At 53.1% G+C, this 19213-nt stretch carries 16 protein-coding genes; 14 read left to right on the forward strand and 2 right to left on the reverse strand.

Features of this window, described 5'->3' with window-relative positions; genetic code table 11:
* The first annotated feature begins 14 nt into the window (after positions 1-14).
* From OSH03_RS09640 to OSH03_RS09700, 13 genes are all read left to right on the forward strand, one after another.
* Positions 15-1430, forward strand: coding sequence for a serine/threonine protein kinase (locus OSH03_RS09640; protein ID WP_266178906.1), 1416 nt, complete (start codon positions 15-17; stop codon positions 1428-1430).
* Positions 1431-1495: 65 nt separating this feature from the next.
* Positions 1496-3454 carry a type VI secretion system Vgr family protein gene (locus OSH03_RS09645; protein WP_266178907.1) on the forward strand — a complete coding sequence of 653 codons (1959 nt, stop codon included), beginning with the start codon at positions 1496-1498 and terminating at the stop codon, positions 3452-3454.
* 21 nt (positions 3455-3475) lie between these two features.
* Positions 3476-4546, forward strand: coding sequence for a PAAR domain-containing protein (locus OSH03_RS09650; RefSeq protein ID WP_061097945.1), 1071 nt, complete (start codon positions 3476-3478; stop codon positions 4544-4546).
* Positions 4547-4570: 24 nt separating this feature from the next.
* The gene (locus OSH03_RS09655) at positions 4571-5017 is read left to right on the forward strand and encodes a hypothetical protein (protein ID WP_266178908.1); all 447 of its coding nucleotides are present in this window, start codon (positions 4571-4573) and stop codon (positions 5015-5017) included.
* Positions 5018-5031: 14 nt separating this feature from the next.
* On the forward strand, positions 5032-6111 hold the full coding sequence (locus tag OSH03_RS09660) for a hypothetical protein (protein ID WP_266178909.1): 1080 nt from the start codon (positions 5032-5034) through the stop codon (positions 6109-6111).
* Between the two features lie 275 nt (positions 6112-6386).
* Positions 6387-6653 (forward strand): immunity protein Tsi6 family protein, encoded by a 267-nt coding sequence (locus tag OSH03_RS09665; protein WP_266178910.1) that lies wholly within the window; start codon positions 6387-6389, stop codon positions 6651-6653.
* Positions 6654-6786: 133 nt separating this feature from the next.
* A complete protein-coding gene (locus OSH03_RS09670; RefSeq protein WP_266178911.1) occupies positions 6787-7221 on the forward strand; it encodes a hypothetical protein in 435 nt (144 codons plus the stop codon).
* A gap of 174 nt (positions 7222-7395) precedes the next feature.
* A complete protein-coding gene (gene tssI / locus OSH03_RS09675) occupies positions 7396-9957 on the forward strand; it encodes a type VI secretion system tip protein TssI/VgrG (protein WP_151412502.1) in 2562 nt (853 codons plus the stop codon).
* On the forward strand, positions 9957-10655 hold the full coding sequence (locus OSH03_RS09680; protein WP_266178912.1) for a hypothetical protein: 699 nt from the start codon (positions 9957-9959) through the stop codon (positions 10653-10655). The genes tssI and OSH03_RS09680 overlap by 1 nt, the downstream gene beginning before the upstream one ends.
* A gap of 84 nt (positions 10656-10739) precedes the next feature.
* Positions 10740-11180, forward strand: a complete 441-nt coding sequence (locus tag OSH03_RS09685) for a DcrB-related protein (RefSeq protein WP_266178913.1) — start codon at positions 10740-10742, stop codon at positions 11178-11180.
* A 3-nt stretch (positions 11181-11183) separates the two neighbouring features.
* Entirely contained in the window at positions 11184-15542 is a 4359-nt protein-coding gene (locus OSH03_RS09690; protein WP_266178914.1) for an RHS repeat-associated core domain-containing protein, read from the forward strand.
* Positions 15499-16287, forward strand: a complete 789-nt coding sequence (locus tag OSH03_RS09695) for a macro domain-containing protein (protein ID WP_119915844.1) — start codon at positions 15499-15501, stop codon at positions 16285-16287. Before OSH03_RS09690 ends, OSH03_RS09695 begins: the two co-directional genes overlap by 44 nt.
* Positions 16288-16358: 71 nt before the next feature.
* Positions 16359-16778 (forward strand): hypothetical protein, encoded by a 420-nt coding sequence (locus tag OSH03_RS09700; protein WP_266178915.1) that lies wholly within the window; start codon positions 16359-16361, stop codon positions 16776-16778.
* Positions 16779-16837: 59 nt separating this feature from the next.
* Here OSH03_RS09700 and ychF read toward each other — a convergent pair whose 3' ends face one another.
* Together ychF and pth are read right to left on the reverse strand one after the other, a co-directional pair.
* Positions 16838-17932, reverse strand: coding sequence for a redox-regulated ATPase YchF (gene ychF, locus OSH03_RS09705; RefSeq protein WP_010432886.1), 1095 nt, complete (start codon positions 17930-17932; stop codon positions 16838-16840).
* Between the two features lie 126 nt (positions 17933-18058).
* Complete coding sequence (gene pth, locus OSH03_RS09710) at positions 18059-18643, reverse strand: aminoacyl-tRNA hydrolase (protein ID WP_266178916.1); 585 nt, start codon at positions 18641-18643, stop codon at positions 18059-18061.
* A gap of 274 nt (positions 18644-18917) precedes the next feature.
* Between pth and ychH the strand changes: the two genes are divergently transcribed.
* Positions 18918-19193 carry a stress-induced protein YchH gene (gene ychH / locus OSH03_RS09715; RefSeq protein ID WP_008499505.1) on the forward strand — a complete coding sequence of 92 codons (276 nt, stop codon included), beginning with the start codon at positions 18918-18920 and terminating at the stop codon, positions 19191-19193.
* Positions 19194-19213 lie beyond the last annotated feature (20 nt).

The following is a 19213-nucleotide window of genomic DNA, read 5'->3' on the forward strand; positions in this document are numbered from 1 at the left end:
GAGAACTGTAAAAGATGACGGATAATGATAACAATCGGACTGTCCCAAACGCGCTCCCGGTCGGGTACCGCTTCAACGAGTTTGAAATCAAAGAGGTGATCGGCGGCGGCGGTTTTGGCATTGTCTATCGCGCGTGGGATCATCAGCTCGAACGCACTATCGCTATCAAAGAATTTATGCCTGCCTCGCTCGCCGTGCGCGGCGACGACATGACCCTGGTGCTGCGCAGCGAGCGCTTTGGCAAAGCGTTTTCCGCGGGCCTGAACAGCTTTATTCAGGAAGCGCGTCTGCTGGCGCGTTTTAACCACCCGAACCTGCTCCACGTCCTGCGCTTCTGGGTGCAAAACGACACGGCCTACATGGGGACGCTGTTTTACAGCGGCACCACGCTTTCGCGCCTGCGCGAAGAAAAGCCGGAGCTGATCAACGAAGCCTGGATCCGCCGCACGCTGCCGATGCTGTTCGGGGCGATCAAGACCATCCACGATGAAGGCTATCTGCACCGCGATATCTCGCTGGATAACATTCAGATCCAGGATAACGGCCTGCCGGTGCTGCTTGATTTCGGCTCCGCGCGCCGCACCATCGGTAACCTCTCCGACGAAACGGAAACCATGCTGCGCCCCGGCTTTGCGCCGATTGAGCAGTACACCGACGACAACGAGAGCGAGCAGGGCCCGTGGACGGATATTTACGCCCTCGGCGCGGTGCTGCGTACCCTGATTGTGGGCTCTCCGCCGCCGGTCAGCGTGGTGCGCTCTATTCAGGATACCTGCAAACCTCTGGTGGAAATCATGCCGCAGGGCTACTCCATCCCGCTGCTGCAGGCCATCGATCGCGCGCTGGCGCTGCACATGGAGGATCGTCCGCAGTCTATCGACGAATTCGCCGCGCTGATTGAGATGCCGGTCGCCGGGATCAACGATGTGCTGACCGCCAAAAAGACCGGCACCATGCTGGTTCCGGTTGAGGAAGAGAAGCCGGCTTCGGCACTCGACTGGCGGCGTTACAAGATCCCGGGCATGGTTGCCGCGGGCGTGCTGGTGGGCGTTGTCGCCGGCGCGATGCTGTTCAGCGGTGGGAATGATGCGCCTGAGCAAGCTGCACAGGCCCCGGCAGAGACGCGTCCGAGTGAAACCGCTGCGAACACGCCAGACGTGAAGCCAGAAGCGCCGAAGGCGAGCCAACAGGCGGCGCAACAGACGCCACCACCTGTCGAGAGCCCTGTTGCGCTGGTCTATATCCGTATCCAGGACGGCGAAACGCTGAAAGTGAACGGCGAGCCAAAAGCGCTGCGTCCGGCGACCAACGGCTATGCATCTCTCAAGCTGCCAGCCGGAGAGGTGAAGATTGAACTGCAGGGCAACGGGAGAACGCGCAGCCAGACGCTGGAGATCACCAAGCCGGGCACCTGGCTGGTGAATCCGTAGAATTTCGCTCAGTCACAGATGCGAACCTCTTTTCTGAATCGCATAAGCTAGATGGAATAAAGATTATGCTCAACCGAATTACCGTTCAGCTCCCGGTGGAGGGGCTTCTGTTCTGGAAACTGACGGGCCGCGAGGCGATGTCCGAGTCGTTCGCCCTGACGCTGACCGTGCTCGGCACGGACGCGCGCATTGACCGCAGCAGGCTGCTAGGCCAGCCGGTCACGGTGACCATCCCGACGCAGAACCTGCTGACCTCCCGCTACATTAACGGCAAGATTACCCGCGTGGCGGTCAGCGCCGTTGAGCTGACGGGCACGCGCTATGCGGTGTACCAGCTGACGGTGGAGCCGGACCTGTGGCCGATGAAGCGCGACCGCAACCTGCGTATTTTCCAGGGGCAGACGGTGCCGCAGATTGTGAAAACCCTGCTGGGCGAGCATCAGGTTAACGTTGAGGATAAACTCACCGGCAGCTACCGGGTGTGGGACTACTGCGTGCAGTATCAGGAGTCGAGCCTGGACTTCATCAGCCGCCTGATGGAGCTGGAGGGAATTGCGTATCACTTCAGCCACGAGGCGGACAAGCACACCCTGGTGCTCACCGACGCCGCCACGCAGCATCAGCCGTTCAGCGGCTATGAGGTCATTCCTTACCACCAGACGCCGTCCGGCGGCAGTACGGATGAAGAGGGTATCAGCCAGTGGGCGCTGGAGGACAGCGTGACGCCGGGGATTTACAGCCTCGACGACTATGACTTCCGCAAGCCGAACGCGTGGCTGTTCCAGGCCCAGCAGAACCCGGCGTCGCCGAAGCCGGGGAGCATCGACGTGTACGACTGGCCGGGGCGCTTTGTGGACAAAGGTCACGGGGAGTTCTATGCCCGTATCCGTCAGGAGCGCTGGCAGGTTGAGCACCAGCAGATTCAGGCCACCGCCACGGCGGGGGGAATAGCGCCGGGGCACACCTTCACGTTAGCCAACGCGCCGTTCTTCAGCGACAACGGCGAATATCTGGTGACGGCGGCGGGCTACCACTTCGAAGAGAACCGCTATGCGAGCGGCGAGGGGGAGACCATTCACCGCACCGATTTCACTGTCATCCCGTCGGCGGTGGTGTACCGTCCTGCGCAGAGCACGGCGTGGCCGCGCACCTACGGCCCGCAGACCGCGAAGGTGGTGGGGCCGAAGGGCGAGAGTATCTGGACGGACAAATATGGTCGCGTGAAGGTGAAGTTCCACTGGGACCGTCTGGCGAAGGGGGATGACACCAGCTCCTGCTGGGTGCGCGTGTCGAGCGCGTGGGCGGGCCAGGGCTACGGCGGGGTGCAGATCCCGCGCGTCGGCGACGAGGTGGTGGTGGACTTTATCAACGGCGACCCGGACCGCCCGATTATAACCGGCCGCGTGTACAACGACGCGAGCATGCCGCCGTGGGCGCTGCCGGCTGCAGCGACGCAGATGGGCTTTATGAGCCGTAGTAAGGATGGACACAAAGATAATGCCAATGCCCTGCGATTCGAGGATAAGGCCGGGCAAGAGCAAATCTGGATTCATGCTGAAAAAAACATGGACACCGAGATTGAGAACTGCGAGACGCATGACGTAGGAGTAGACCGTAAAAAAATCATTGGCCGGGATGAGCACGCAACGGTTAAGCGTAACCACGACGTGAACGTGGGGGCGAATTCAACCAGCAATACGGGTAATCAGCACAAAATCAATGTGGGTAAAAACCAAACCGTACTGACTATGGATAAAGAGGGAAATGCTCTGCTGGAAGCAACAACCTCGATTAAGTTAAAGGTGAATGATAATTACATTCTTATCACGCCATCGACCATTGAAATTATTGTTTCCGAAGGTACTCTCAAGGCTGAAAGTATTACTGAGGCATCCTTTAAAGGGACAGAATTCACGAAGTTAGGCGGTGGAATAAATGCCGAGATGAAAGCTAAAGATACGCTTAATCTCAATGGCACAAATCTGACGGATATTAAAGGCGCTGTTGTTAAAATCAACAGCTAATATGTAGAAGGATTTTTGAACATGGGACAGCCTGCCGCCAGAGCGACCATAGATGTCAGTGCACATTCTGGGCCAATACAGTCAGGAAGCCCGGATGTTATCATCGGTGGTTTTCCCGCCGCTCGAAAGGGTGATACGTTATCCTGCTCGACTCACAGCAGCGGCATTATTGTGGGGGGCTCCGGTACTGTCTTCGTGAACGGTATGCCACTTGCGCGTCAAGGAGACAAGACGCAGTGTGATGCTAGCGGCTCACCGGCACCTGCCGTACCAAAAGCTGCAGCACCTCAATACTGGGGGGGCACGCTGGCGAAAAATGCCGGTGAAGATGGCATGATGCACGGCGAACGTTATGATGCCCGTGTTCTGGGTGCCTACTCCAGCCTCGAAGATAAAAACCTCAACGGTGATTTTGATACCGCTTCGGCTGGTTTTGCGTTGGCGGATATTACCGTGGGGAACATGAAAAGTAAGGATCTGCTGCGGGCAGAAATGCGTAATAAACTCGCCGTCGCCAATGCGACGGGGTCTCTGTATGGTGGCGGCAACGATATTTATGGCTTGAATGCGAATGCCGCTGCGACAGGTGAACAATACGGCGGCTCGGTCGCTGCGGGTAAAGAAGGAACGCTGTATGGCGGGGTATCAGGGGATGTAACTATCGGTACAGCAGAAGCTAAAGCTGTATTAGAAGTCTATACCGGCAATGATGGGAAGTATGGTTTGACGGCTGATGCTGGTGCGGAAGCTAAAGGAGTGAAAGGCGAAGTATCGGGCAACCTCGATATTCTGGGCATCGTTTCCGGAGAAGCAAAAATCGACGGTAGCTTTGGGTCTGCTGGTCTCGCGGGAGGCGGAAGCGCTTTCTGGGACACTAAAGATTATTCCGTTAACGTCAGGGTGACTGGTGGGGCGGCAGGACTCGTAGGGCTTAAGGGGGATGCAAGTCTGAAAGTGGCATTTAAGCCGATACTGGATTTCTTTGACTATTTGTATGGTGAAGAGGATGAGCCAGCCGTTACCTCAGTTCCGACAGAAAGTGGGGATGGGACAATTATTACCGGGTGTGTTACTGTTTTGATAGGCGATTAAAATGTTTGCGAGGACGATGAAATAATGAAATGGGCTGGCTTTACGATTTTTGTTTTAATAACTTTGATCTATATCTGGAATGGAAAGGATCTGTACACAAAACAAGATTGGCGTGGTTTTGGAATAAAATTCATTTCAGTACTGATTGGTGCATTTGCATTGGTCTTTGTTTTGGTCGGCCTTTCAAAGTTCATCCCATTAATTACCAGAGAAACTGCACGGTCATTATCAGTAATAATGCCTGCCTCCTTTATGGCAGTGCTGCTGTCGAAGTTTTTTATTGTGATGTTGAATAATATTTTCGATATTATTATGCGATTCCATAAACGCTATAATACTGCAGCAAACTATTCAAAATTGTTATCAATATCTGATAAGTATGGGGCAAGATTACGCCTGGTAGCAAAGTGTCTAGCTTCGTTGGGTTGCATCTTAATGTTCTATGGTATTTGGTTTGGCAGCACGGTCTGAGTTGAAGAGGTTCTATGAACACCGATAATAATTATGCTTTTCCAGTCGTCTCAACCGCAAGCAATGAAGAGATAAAGGCTAACTACTGGAAATGCCTGTATACCTCTGCTGATGAAAAAATGCTTCAGTACTGGGTGATTTTACCAAATCGCGTTAAGCCTGCTGAACTGACTCCGCAATACCTTCCAGAAGTCGGCTTAACGAATTTGGGTCGTTATGTCACCGATGATGCTCAACCCTATATGGAAGTTTGGGCCGCTTATGAACGCTGTGAGTGGGAGATGAATCCCTCGGATTGGTTGTTCAATAAACTGGAACTAATGGGCGAGAAAGTGTTGAATCAGCGCTTGATTACTCATCCTTCCGGTAGTGGTCTTTTTGCAGATGCGCTAACTCTCAAAACCCACTCGTCCGGCGACGAGGTCATTTCACGTTACACTGTACAAAAAGATTACAATCCGCAAGAAGGTGGCGGGAATTATTTTCTGATCAAAGCCGCCTGTGCCGCTCGTGACTACCCAGCGCTGGCGAATGATATTTACTTTACTGTAGTGAACTGGGATTTACTGCATCGTAGTAACCTTGCTCTGGCTGAACTGCTTGAGACTGTGAGCCTCAGCGCTAAAAACAACAGTGGCTTTCAAGTACCGGAATCTTGGCAGGTTAAGACCCTGACAGAAACGCGTCTGGTGGTCGAGCACTCGTTTGATGGCACTAACTACGGTGTCATTAATCTTTGCTTCTTTTCACAGGAGATGTTGTTTTCCGCACAGGATGTTTTTAGCATTTCGACTAAACGGTTTCACGATCAAGAACCTGCCGTTACGCTTAAGACTGAAGCTCTTGCCACTATTCCAAATGAGTTTAATCCATCCCTGGGAAAAACACTGTGGACTTGCCGGGGAGAAATGCTCAGCGCAGAAGAAGAAATGCGCGCTGTTTACCAGTGCTATATTTTTAATGTGGGCAAAGTCTGGTGCTATGCAGAACTTATTGGCAGACACCGTAACTATCGAGATTACCACTATGAGGCGAATAAGCGTTGCCTCGAAATCATCCTGTCAACATTCCATATAGAAATGCCTAAACCTTGAATCTATATTCAGGAAAATTCACACGTAAGCGTGAATTTTCCTTTTTTAGATGGACGTTGAATTTGTCGATTTCCCTACATTATTAATATTATCGCCACGATAAACCATCACGATCAGGAGTCGAGTCTGAACTTCATCAGTTGTCTTATGGAACATCAGCAGATTCAAGCCATCACCACGGCGGCAGAGATTGCACCAGATCACATCTTCACAGATGCTTTCAAGCGAAAAGGATATATTTGAGGTGTCTCACGCGTAAAGAAAATCACACCGCGTTGGCTTATATCGATGATACTATTGATGCAATTAATTATCGATTAGAACAAAATCCAACATTTTCTTTATATGTTATGGCGAAGAGTCAGTTGGATTATATTAAATCCCTTCTAACTGTTGCTGAAAAAGATAAAAGCAAATTACATTCATTGAATCTTGGGGTACTCGCGTCCGAAGAATTTGATACAACAGATGCCGAACTTGCTGAGCATTTATCCAGTGCTGATTATATAGCTTCGCAGATGAGGCAAGGATTGAAGATTTGAAAAGACAAAAAGATACCTCAAATGATTAAGTTTTTTGTTTTAATGTATGAGAAATTATGAGCATTTTAGCTCGATCGGTCTTGTTTTTAATGTTTGCATGGCGACGCTGGAAATATGAGTGGAGAATGAAAGGGTGAAATGGATTGGTTGTGTATTTTTCATTTTTGTCACTTTAGCATATATCTGGAATGGAAAAGATTTCTTCAGTAAAAAGCAATGGTTCCTGGCCGGATTGATGTTTGTTCTGGTATTGGTGGGTACGGTCGTTATCGGTTTTACATTGAAATGGATCGCTCAGTCAATGTCATTATTCTCCGTCGCAAAGGCGAAACAATATTCGATTATCTTGTCCATGTCTTTCCTGTGCGTATGGGGATTAAAAGTTACCGTTGTGCTGCTCTGTACTATTCTTTCCGGAATTACAGGATGGCACAAAAGGTACAACATAGAAAATTATGAAAAAATATCGGCTGTAACACGTGTTGTTGCACCTGGCTTACTTATCGTCGCTAAAAGTGCAGTTTCCCTGGGGAGCATACTTATGTTTTCAGGCTTATGGCTTAAATAATCACGACATTAACTTAAAACTATCTAAATAAAACTACAGGAAAAGTGGCTTTATTTTGTGGCAAGAGAAATAACTCTTACAGCTACTCATTATCACATCAACAGCGTTCCCGCTTTGCGTATTGAGATGAGTTAATTTCTGGCACTGAGATGAGTTCATAGTGGAATAAAGATCATGCTCAACCGAATTACCGTTCAGCTCCCGGTGGAGGGGCTTCTGTTCTGGAAACTGACGGGCCGCGAGGCGATGTCCGAGTCGTTCGCGCTGACGCTGACCGTGCTCGGCACGGACGCGCGCATCGACCGCAGCAGGCTGCTCGGCCAGCCGGTCACGGTGACCATCCCGACGCAGAACCTGCTGACCTCCCGGTACATTAACGGCAAGATTACCCGCGTGGCGGTCAGCGCCGTAGAGCTGACGGGCACGCGCTATGCGGTGTACCAGTTGACGGTGGAGCCGGACCTGTGGCCGATGAAGCGCGACCGCAATCTGCGTATTTTCCAGGGCCAGACGGTGCCGCAGATTGTGAAAACCCTGCTGGGCGAGCATCAGGTTAACGTTGAGGATAAACTCACCGGCAGCTACCGGGTGTGGGACTACTGCGTGCAGTATCAGGAGTCGAGCCTGGACTTCATCAGCCGCCTGATGGAGCTGGAAGGGATTGCGTATCACTTCAGCCACGAGGCGGACAAACACACCCTGGTGCTCACCGACGCCGCCACGCAGCATCAGCCGTTCAGCGGCTATGAGGTCATTCCCTACCACCAGACGCCGTCCGGCGGCAGTACGGATGAAGAGGGCATCAGCCAGTGGGCGCTGGAGGACAGCGTGACGCCGGGAATTTACAGCCTCGACGACTATGACTTCCGCAAGCCGAACGCGTGGCTGTTCCAGGCCCAGCAGAACCCGGCGTCGCCGAAGCCGGGGAGCATCGACGTGTACGACTGGCCGGGGCGCTTTGTGGACAAAGGTCACGGGGAGTTCTATGCCCGTATCCGTCAGGAGCGCTGGCAGGTTGAGCATCAGCAGATTCAGGCCACCGCCACGGCGGGGGGTATAGCGCCGGGGCACACCTTCACGTTAACCAACGCGCCGTTCTTCAGCGACAACGGCGAATATCTGGTGACGGCGGCGGGCTACCACTTCGAAGAGAACCGCTATGCGAGCGGCGAGGGGGAGACCATTCACCGTACGGATTTCACTGTCATCCCGTCGGCGGTGGTGTACCGTCCTGCGCAGAGCACGGCGTGGCCGCGCACCTACGGCCCGCAGACCGCGAAGGTGGTGGGACCGAAGGGCGAGAGTATCTGGACGGACAAATACGGTCGCGTGAAGGTGAAGTTCCACTGGGACCGGCTGGCGAAGGGGGATGACACCAGCTCCTGCTGGGTGCGCGTGTCGAGCGCGTGGGCGGGCCAGGGCTACGGCGGGGTGCAGATCCCGCGCGTCGGCGACGAGGTGGTGGTGGACTTTATCAACGGCGACCCGGACCGTCCGATTATAACCGGACGCGTGTACAACGACGCGAGCATGCCGCCGTGGGCGCTGCCGGCAGCGGCGACACAGATGGGTTTTATGAGCCGCTCGAAAGGGGGCTCCGTGGATAACGCCAACGCCCTGCGCTTTGAGGACAAGGCGGGTGCAGAGCAGGTGTGGATCCAGGCCGAACGCAATATGGATACCAGCGTTAAGAATGATGAAACGCACAGCGTCGGCGGGGCGCGCAGCCATTACGTGAAGAAAAATGAGCTGCATCGCGTGGAAGCGAATCAGACCCAGGCGGTGAAAGGCGGAACCGAGATCCTGACGGGAAAAGGCAAGCTGGATGCGGCGGTAGAGCAGTATGTCATTGCTTCCGGGACGAAGCTGCGGCTGGTCTCAGGTGAAAGTGCCATCGAGCTGAACGCTAACGGCAAGATTAACCTGATCGGCAAAGAGTTTAATTTCTTCGTGGAAGGGGATGGCTATATCACCACGGGCGGTAAGCTGCACCTGAATACCTCTGGCACCAAGCCGGGCACAACGGCACCGGGATCGGGGCATAAAGGGGATATTGATGCGGCGGTGCAGGCGTATTTTGCGCCTGAACAAAGCAAGAAAGGGGCAGGAGCGTCTCCAGTGCCATCAGAGTCTGCAACGAAACCAGCACCTCAAGCTACAGTAAGTAATGCCACTTCAGCAACACCGACTCAAAGTGATGACAAGTTTTCAAAGATCTCTCCTATTATTTTCCAGAATGAAGGCGGGTACGTTAATGATCCTAACGACTCCGGGGGAGCTACCAATAAAGGAATTGCGTGGAAAACATGGCAGAAATATGCCAAGGAAGATCTTGGTGTTGAACCCACATTGGATAATCTAAAAAATTTAACCAATGAACAAGCTGAGACAATTTACCGTAAACGTTACTGGGAACCGTCTGGATTTAACAATCTTAATGATCCTAAACTCGCACTAATGTCTTATGATTGGACCATAACCTCCGGCGGAGCCGGTAAACAAATCCAAAAATTGCTGAACAATGAGTTTGGCCAGCAGTTAATTGCAGATGGGAAAATAGGGCCTAAGACTATAGAAGCAATGAACAGCGTAAGCGACTCAGCGAAACTTACGTCCAGAATAGCGGACATCCGTAAAGAATATTATGAAAACCTTGTGGTAAATAATTCTAAAAATGCTAAGTTTTTGACAGGTTGGTTAAATCGAGTTGATCGGTGTGCACAGGTGGCTTTGTAATGAATATAAAATTAGTAATGTTATTGATGGTTGCAAGTTTTAATAGTGGCCATGCAATAGCTAAAGATATGTTTTCTGGTCAGTGGAGCGGAGAGCAAAAAAATGAGTCTACACTCACTTTACGATTAAATCAAGTTGGTCAAAATGTGAATGGTAGTTATTGTTATGTTACTCAAAACGGTAACCGCATTGACTGTCCCCCAGATGATGAGAATAATCTAAAGGGTGTTATTGCTGAAAATCGAGCAAATGTGGAATTTAACTCTTCATTTGGTGGCGGAAAGGGACACGCGAAACTGGAAGTTGTTGGTGATAAAATGATCTGGACTTTAATTACACCGCCACAGAAAGGTGAATATTATGCTCCTCAGAATTATAAGCTAACAAAAATGTTAAAGTCGTCGACACCCGAAAAAAGAACTTTTGAAACCGAGAAATTCAATATTACTCTTGTAAATAAATGTGGTTCGTTTGAAATAGACTGCAATAGTATGTTTTATCTTGGGATTAGAAAAAGTGACAATAGTACAATTTCATTAGATGGGAAGACATTCAAAGATACGGCTGGCAAAGTAACTGGTTCTTTATTTAAGAATGGTGAAATTACCTATACAGTTACCTATAACCCATTGAAATTGGTAGTCAGTAAAGGTGGTCATGTTTTAGTTGATCAGCCAGGTCAATGGGTTAATAAATAGAATGTATTACTAAAAGGTCAGCATTCTCTGGCCTTTATTTTTCTGCCTTTACAGTCTTTAATATTAATCATCCCGAGTTCACTTATGAAATACACCCTCCAGGAAGGTTCGTTTTCCCTATTTCCTGCTGCCTGGCAGGATAACAGCATGAACATTATTCGCGATGACGAAAGCGGGCTGTCCGTGGTGGTCAGCCGCGGCGTTGTCCCGGACGGCAGCGACTACGAACAAGAGTTTCATCGCCAGTGGGACGTGCTGCGTCCTCAGATGGGTGAGATCGCCCAGAGCGAATTCCGGAGCGTAAAAGCCGGTCCTGACGGGAAAATTAACGGGCTGGAAGTCGAGACTACCTTTGACCGTAACGGACAGCGCCTGTGGCAAAAACAGCTTGCCGTGCAGACGCCGGGCAAACCGGTATTGATGATTTTTACCCTCTCGGCATTAAGAGCCTTCACCGAAGAGGACGAGGTGCGCTGGAGCGCGCTTAAGCAGAGTCTGACGCTAAACGACAACCGGAATGTGTAAGGCATGAGCGATAACAACGCGGCCCGTAAGGGCGACGAGATTATTCACTCCAGCATTTTTGCTGACATCACCAGCATTGTGGCGGAAGGTGCCGCCTATGCGGTGATCGGTGCGGCGGTAGGGCTGGCGGCTACGGCGGCCGCGCCTCTACTCGGTGCGGGTGCTGCCGCAGCGGGCGTGGCGGCGATTGGATCCAGCTGTCTGTTAAGCGGAATTATCGGTGGCGTGCTGGCGAACGTGGCGGGCATCACCGACGATATCAGCAACGCCGCGGAAGGGTTAGGCAACGCGCTTTTCCCGCCGTCGCCTGCGGGAAAAATCACTACCGGTTCGAATAACGTTCTGACCAACGCAATCCCTGCCGCGCGTGCGGCAGGGACGCTGACGCCCGCGGATACTCCGTCCCCTGAGCCGCAGTCGCCGGGCAGCTTTGCCGATTACGCGGGCATGCTGCTTTCCGCCGCCGGACAGTTTGGCAGCGAAATGTGGCAGCCGAGCGTAGCCTCTGCCGCAGCGGGGACCTCGCCGCTGGAAGAAGACAAGGTGGCGTGCGAAAAGCACTCCGGGCCGCAGTATCTGGCGGAAGGCTCTAAAAGCGTCTTTATCAACGGGCAGCCCGCGGTGCGCGCAAAAGATCGCACAACCTGCGAAGGCACCGTTTCCGACGATGTCTCCCCGAACGTGATCATCGGCGGGGAGACGCTCACGGTCCGCGATATCAAAAGCGGTAAAACGCCGGGCCTGGCGCTGGGGATGATTGCGCTCTCCCTGCTGCGCGGGCGTCCGGGCAAGATTCTCAAAAACATGCCCTGCGCGCTGGCGGCGGCCGGCGGCGGGATGCTGGCCGATATGGCGGTGAATGCCGTGTTTGGCTCCTCGCACCCGGTTCACGCCGCCACCGGCGTGAAGGTGCTGAATGACGACGACGAACTCGATTTCTCGCTGCCGGGGCGCTTCCCGCTGCGCTGGCAGCGCAGCTACAACAGCCTGACAACCCGCGAAGGACTGTTTGGGCTGGGCTGGGCAACCACGTTTGACAGCTATCTGACGCTCGACGAAAACAATGCCACATGGTTTGACGAAACCGGGCGCGAGCTGAGCTTCGAGCTGCCGCCTGTCGACCGCGCGTTTTACAGCATCAGCGAAGGCATTATCATCCGCCGCAATGAGAGCGGCGACGTGGCGATTGCCGACGACGACGGCGCGGTGTGGCGTCTGTATAAACCAACCCGGGCGAATTCCTCCATCCTGCGTCTGGCCTCCCTCAGCGATGAATACGGCAACGCCCTGCTGACGGAGTGGGATGAGCACGGCAGGCTAGTCGGCCTGCACGACGAGCCGCGGGCAATCGACGTCACCCTGCGCTATGAGGATGAGCGTTTCCCGCAGCGCGTCACCGCTGCCAGCCATTTCGACGGCAACCAGACATGGCCGCTGATGCAGTGGGGCTACGACGCGCGCGGCCAGCTGGCGAGCGCGACGGATGCCTCCGGCGTGGTGACGCGTGAATACCGCTATAACGAGCACGGGCTGATGGTCTGGCACCGTCTGCCGGGCGGTCTGGAGAGCGAATACCGCTGGAAACAGTTCGATCACTGGCGCGTGGTGGAAAACCGCACCAGCACCGGCGACGGCTGCCGCTTTAGCTACGATTTAGCCGCCGGGATGACGACCGTCGAGCACTACGACGGTCAGACTCGCCGCCACTACTGGAACGCGCAAAATCTGATTGTCCGCTACGTTGACGAGCGCGGTGAAAACTGGCGCTACGAGTGGGACGACAACGAGCTTCTGACGCGTCGCATCGATCCGCTCGGTAACGCCGTTACATTCGTCTACGACGAAATGGGCAACCGGGTTCAGGAGACTGACGCCGACGGCAATACCCGCACCACCGCCTGGCTGGAGCACCGCGCGCTTCCCGCGGCCATTATCGAAGCCGACGGCAGCTCCACCCGCTTCTGGTACGACGAACACCACGGGCTGAAGCGCGTGGTGGACCCGATGGGGCAGACGACGCTGCTGCGCCGGGACGAGTTCGGCCAGGTTGTTGAGGAGGTCGATGCCGCCGGAAACAGCCGCTATCAGGAGTACAACGAGGCCGGACAGATTGTGCGTGCGACGGACTGTTCCGGTCGTATTACCCGCTACCGCTATCATCCCCTGGGCTGGCTGGTGGTCGAGATTAGCGCCGACGGTGAAGAGACGCGTTACCGCTACGACGCCGCGGGGCGCCCTGTGCAGCTCGATCGTCCGGAAGGCTGGACGGAGTCGCTCAAATGGAACGAACGTGGCCTGCCGGTGAAGCATGCTGGCGCCGACGGAAAAGAGAGCGAGTTCAGATACGATGAGGCAGGGCGCTTAACCGCCACGCGCAATACTCAGGGCGAAGAGGTGCGCCGCCGCTGGGACAGCCGCGGACGTCTGATTGCTCTTGAAAACGAAAACGGCGAAGCGTACCAGTTCCGCTGGGGCGCGGACTCGCTGCTGCTGGAAGAGGTGGGGCTCGATGGCGTGGTCTCGCAGTATCGCTACGACGCCTGCGGACGCACGATAGCGCGCACGTTTGCCGCCGGCCATCCGGAGGCCATCACCCACACCTTCGCCTGGAGCGCGAGCGGCCAGCTGGTCGCCCGCACCACGCCGGAAGGACAGACCTGCTACCATTACACTCCGTCCGGGCTGTTAAGCCGTATTGGGCTGCATCCGGCGCTTTCAGCCGACGCGTGGACCACCGAGGCAGAGCAGGAGCTTGCCTTTGAGTATGACGCGCTTGGTCGCGTCACGCGCGAAGTGGGCGAGCACGGCGAGCTGGCGTGGGAGTATGACGCGCTGGGCAACCGCACCTCCGTCACGCTGCCCGATGGCCGCGAGCTTAAGCAGTTTTACTACGGCAGCGGGCATCTGCTCGGCATTGCTCTCGATAAGCTGTCGGTCTCTGATTTTACCCGCGACGAGCTTCACCGCGAGACCAGCCGAACCCAGGGGCTGCTGACCACGCGCAGCGAATACGACCGCCTTGGCCGACTGCATCGCCGGGACGTCTTTACCGGCAATGCCCAGCGCCCGTCGCCGCGCCGCTGGTCCCGCCGCTGGGATTACGACTACCGCAATAACCTGGTGCGGGAAGAGCGGGACGACAACCCGTTCAGCTGGTACCGCTGGCAGTACGACAGCGCCGGGCGTCTGCTGGTTCAGGACGGCACGCTGCCCGGACAGGAGAAGTGGCGCTGGGATGCGGCCGGTAACCCGCTGGAAGGTTCTGCTGAGAAGGTCACGCACAATCGTCTGACGCAGCTGAATGGCATTCGCTGGCGTTATGACATCCACGGCCGCACCGTGGAGAAGGATAACGGCCAGACCCGCTGGCACTACCGCTACGACGGCGAGCATCGCCTGACGGAGGTCATCAGCCAGCCGCGGGATCGCAACAGGCCGCAGACGCAGGTCAGCTTCCGCTACGATCCGCTCGGTCGGCGCGTCAGCAAAACGCGACGCCAGATGCTGGGCGGACAGCCAACCGGCAAGCCGGTCACCACCCGGTTTGTCTGGGAAGGATTCCGCCTGCTGCAGGAGGTGCACGGGGATGTACCGCTCACCTACGTCTACAGCGATCAGGACAGCTACGATCCTCTGGCGCGTATTGACGGCGTTGATGCCCCGGAGATCTTCTGGTTCCACTGCCAGCCGAACGGCACGCCGGAGCGGATGACGGATATCGAAGGACAGGTGCGCTGGGAAGGTGTGAACAGCGCCTGGGGCAAGCTGCTGCGGGAAAGCGAGACGCAGGTATCAGGATATTCTCAGAACCTGCGCATGCAGGGGCAATACCTGGACCGTGAGACAGGGCTGCACTACAATCTGTTCCGGTATTATGACCCGGACTGCGGAAGGTTTACGCAGCAGGACCCGATAGGGCTGGCGGGGGGGATAAACCTTTACCAGTATGCGCCGAATGCGCTGGGGTGGGTGGATCCGTGGGGGTTGACGCCTAAAACATTAATTCACTACACGACTGAAGAAGGGATGAAAGGTATCACGGAAAGTGGTGTAATAAGACCTTCATCAGGAGATATACACGCCCGCTTCGGGGATGGACAATACTTCACTAATATCAGACCTGAAATGATTGGCGGACGAACACTCAAGGATGTTGGAGGAACTGGAAAAATGTCTCTGGGTCAATTAGCAGCTGATATATATGGTGACGCGAGGAAATTAAAAGGCATAAGCCATTTTGTCGAAATAGATGTTACTGGCTTAGATGTAATTGAACCTCGGAAAAATACATTTTTGATCTTAAACACAAAAGATCTCGATGTCTCTAAAAGAATTGTTAAAAGTGGGAGGAGTTGTGGTTGAGGTGAAAAAATATTATAAAGGAAATGTTGATTTTATTGCAGGTGAAGGGATTATCCTCAATGAATTCATAGGAGAGGTGGCCACTCGACAAATAAATATTATAGATGGTGATTATTATGCTTCTTCCTCTTTGCTAGATAAAAATGAAAAAGTTGGTTTCCTGCTGTATGACGGTAAGAAAAGCGAACTTGACTTAAGTGACGCCGAAGAAATTTCGAATGATGAATTTGAAACAATCTGGGAAAGATCAACGGCTTCATTGCAAGAAAAAAAGAGAATAAATTACTTATCTGGAGATGCTGTGGAACCTTTGAAAAAATCCACAGTTATTGCTCATATTGTGAATAATAAAGGGAAATGGGGTAAAGGTTTTGTTCTTTCCCTTTCAAATAAATATCCTGCTGCAAAGAAACACTATCTCAGTAGCTTCAAAGAAAATAACATTCCAGAATTAGGGGTGGTTGATTTTGTCAAGATTGATGAACAAGAACAAATATTTATTGCTAATATGTATGCGCAGGATGGTATAAAGAAAAATATCAATGACAAAAATCAATATGTATGTTATTCATCCTTGGCTGTTTGTCTTGAAAAATTATCTGACTTTGCTTTGGTGCACCGCCTTTCAATACAAATGCCAAGAATAGGGGCAGGCCTCGGCGGAGGTGATTGGAATGTTATAGAGGCATTAATACTAAAAACTATATGCTATAAGATGATTGATTGCAATGTAATAACTTTATAATCTGCAATCAAAATTTAGCAATGCATTTTATTATATTTGGTTGTTGTTTAAGAAAGGGTGTTTTTATCTAAATGGATAAGGGCTTTAGTATGCAAATATCTATAACAAATACAATTGAACAAGGAAACGAGTTACACGGCAACCAAAAATACGCCGAGGCTTTAGAGCAATACCAAAAAGCCTGGCAAGCGCTTCCTGAGCCAAAGCTCGAATGGGAGCTCGCCAACTGGATCTCTGCCTGCATGTACAGCGCATATTTTGATCTCGCGGATTACGCTGAGGCAAAGAAATGGGGAGAGACGACATTACGGACACGTGGATCGGATATAGACACTGCACCCTTAATCGATCTCGGCATGGTCTGTTATGAGTTGAATCAATTCGAGGAAGCGTATAAATATTTTAACGATGCTTATAACTACGGCAAAGAACGTGCGTTTCAGGATAGACCTAAAAAATATCTGGAGTTCTATCTGCGCAAGAGGGGATAAGTTCGTTACTCTATAAAAAAATCCACGCCTAAGCGTGGATTTTTCCCATTCAAAACCAATCAAACGTTAAACAGGAAGTTCATCACATCACCATCTTTAACGATGTAATCTTTCCCTTCCGCACGCATCTTGCCTGCTTCTTTCGCGCCTTGCTCACCCTTGTAGGTGATAAAGTCTTCAAACGCGATAGTCTGCGCGCGAATAAAGCCTTTCTCGAAGTCGGTATGGATCTTACCGGCCGCCTGAGGCGCGGTCGCACCCACAGGAATCGTCCACGCACGCACTTCTTTCACGCCAGCGGTGAAGTAGGTCTGCAGATTCAGCAGCTCGTAGCCCGCGCGGATCACGCGGTTCAGGCCCGGCTCTTCCAGACCCAGCTCGGCCATGAACTCTTCACGGTCGGCATCGTCCAGCTCGGCGATATCGGATTCAACGGCCGCGCACACGGCAACTACCACAGAACCTTCAGCCGCTGCGATTTCACGCACTTTATCCAGGTACGGGTTGTTCTCGAAACCGTCTTCGTTAACGTTGGCGATGTACATGGTTGGCTTCAGGGTCAGGAAGCTCAGGTATTTGATCGCCGCTTTGTCTTCTTCAGTCAGGTTTTTCAGCGCGCGCAGCATGCCCGCGTTTTCCAGCTGTGGCAGACATTTTTCCAGCGCAGCCAGTTCCGCTTTCGCGTCCTTGTCGCCGCCTTTGGCTTTCTTTTGCACGCGGTGAATCGCGCGCTCGCAGGTGTCGAGGTCAGAGAGCGCCAGCTCGGTGTTGATGACGTCGATGTCGTCAGCCGGATCCACTTTGTTGTTAACGTGGATGATGTTGTCGTTTTCGAAGCAGCGCACAACGTGACCGATCGCTTCGGTTTCACGAATGTTGGTCAGGAACTGGTTACCCAGACCTTCGCCTTTGGAGGCGCCTTTTACCAGGCCCGCGATGTCCACGAACTCCATGGTGGTTGGCAGAATGCGCTGCGGCTTCACGATTTCCGCAAGCTGGTCCAGACGCGGGTCCGGCATTGGCACCACGCCGGTGTTCGGTTCGATGGTACAGAACGGGAAGTTCGCCGCTTCGATACCCGCTTTGGTAAGCGCGTTAAACAGGGTGGATTTGCCCACGTTTGGCAGACCGACGATACCGCATTTGAATCCCATTTCTAAATCACCTTAATGTCTTGATAATCAATCCGTTAACGATAACCGATTGATGAAAAGTAAATAACTACGCCTATTATACACGTAACCCGCATGACGCGCGGTAAAAAAGCCGTATCGGGCGGATTATTGCGCTTTGAAAGTGTGTAAGCGGTTTGTCGCTTCAGTTAAGCCATCTTTCAGCCAGATTTCGGTGCAGCGCGCCGCTTCGTCTACCGCTTCGTCAATCAGTTTCTGCTCAGAAACCGGGGGCTTACCGAGAACGAAACCAACAACTTTGTTTTTATCGCCCGGATGGCCGATTCCCACGCGCAAACGGTGGAAATTCGGGTTATTGCCCAGCTTGCTGATGATGTCTTTAAGACCGTTGTGGCCGCCGTGCCCGCCGCCCAGCTTGAATTTTGCCACGCCGGGCGGGAGATCCAGCTCATCGTGAGCCACCAGAATTTCATCCGGATTGATGCGATAAAACGTTGCCATCGCCGCCACCGCTTTGCCGCTCAGGTTCATAAAGGTGGTGGGCACCAGCAGGCGAACATCCGCGCCAGCGAGGTTGATACGTGAGGTATAGCCGAAGAATTTGGGTTCTTCACGCAGGGGAGCACGTAACCGTTCAGCCAGCAGATCGACGTACCATGCCCCGGCGTTGTGGCGGGTTGCCGCATATTCTGCGCCCGGGTTGGCGAGGCCGACAATCAGTTTAATCGTCACGATTCAATTCCTAATGGGTTCCAGATCTGGCGCGTAGTTTACTGTCTGGCGCGCCGCTTGACAAAATTCTGCGATCGGCACCGCGAGATGCAAATAATTACTAATCGGAACAATTAGAATTTCAAGCTGTTCAAGGTGTTATTTGTAAATTTTTGTCTGGGAGTTATCTGTAATTGTGATCATTCACGCAACTCATAAAAGGGGCGTTGTCTATACTTTACACACAAGGATTAGGGGCTTTTCCCCTGACAACCCAAAGTTCCGGAGGTGACACATGAAACGCAAAAACGCTTCGTTACTCGGTAACGTGCTGATGGGGTTGGGGCTCTTCGTGATGGTAGTCGGCGTAGGTTATTCCATTTTAAACCAGCTGCCGCAGCTTGATCTCCCACAATACTTCGCGCATGGCGCGGTACTGAGCATCTTCCTCGGTGCGGTTTTGTGGCTCGCCGGGGCGCGCGTGAGCGGACATGAGGAAGTCTGCGATAAATATTGGTGGGTGCGCCACTACGACAAACGCTGTCGTCGCGACCAGCATAAGCACAGCTAGTGCCTGATTAAGAACATCGA

Origin of the sequence: Enterobacter nematophilus, assembly GCF_026344075.1 — a bacterium.
GTDB classification, from domain to species: domain Bacteria; phylum Pseudomonadota; class Gammaproteobacteria; order Enterobacterales; family Enterobacteriaceae; genus Enterobacter; species Enterobacter nematophilus.

Bases quoted from the DNA above. Each gene is read 5' to 3' on its own strand.
- OSH03_RS09640 (WP_266178906.1), top strand. From the start codon at position 15: ATGACGGATAATGATAACAATCGGACTGTCCCAAACGCGCTCCCGGTC.
- OSH03_RS09645 (WP_266178907.1), top strand. From the start codon at position 1,496: ATGCTCAACCGAATTACCGTTCAGCTCCCGGTGGAGGGGCTTCTGTTC.
- OSH03_RS09650 (WP_061097945.1), top strand. From the start codon at position 3,476: ATGGGACAGCCTGCCGCCAGAGCGACCATAGATGTCAGTGCACATTCT.
- OSH03_RS09655 (WP_266178908.1), top strand. From the start codon at position 4,571: ATGAAATGGGCTGGCTTTACGATTTTTGTTTTAATAACTTTGATCTAT.
- OSH03_RS09660 (WP_266178909.1), top strand. From the start codon at position 5,032: ATGAACACCGATAATAATTATGCTTTTCCAGTCGTCTCAACCGCAAGC.
- tssI (WP_151412502.1), top strand. From the start codon at position 7,396: ATGCTCAACCGAATTACCGTTCAGCTCCCGGTGGAGGGGCTTCTGTTC.
- OSH03_RS09680 (WP_266178912.1), top strand. From the start codon at position 9,957: ATGAATATAAAATTAGTAATGTTATTGATGGTTGCAAGTTTTAATAGT.
- OSH03_RS09685 (WP_266178913.1), top strand. From the start codon at position 10,740: ATGAAATACACCCTCCAGGAAGGTTCGTTTTCCCTATTTCCTGCTGCC.
- OSH03_RS09690 (WP_266178914.1), top strand. From the start codon at position 11,184: ATGAGCGATAACAACGCGGCCCGTAAGGGCGACGAGATTATTCACTCC.
- OSH03_RS09695 (WP_119915844.1), top strand. From the start codon at position 15,499: ATGTCTCTAAAAGAATTGTTAAAAGTGGGAGGAGTTGTGGTTGAGGTG.
- OSH03_RS09700 (WP_266178915.1), top strand. From the start codon at position 16,359: ATGGATAAGGGCTTTAGTATGCAAATATCTATAACAAATACAATTGAA.
- ychF (WP_010432886.1), bottom strand. From the start codon at position 17,932: ATGGGATTCAAATGCGGTATCGTCGGTCTGCCAAACGTGGGCAAATCC.
- ychH (WP_008499505.1), top strand. From the start codon at position 18,918: ATGAAACGCAAAAACGCTTCGTTACTCGGTAACGTGCTGATGGGGTTG.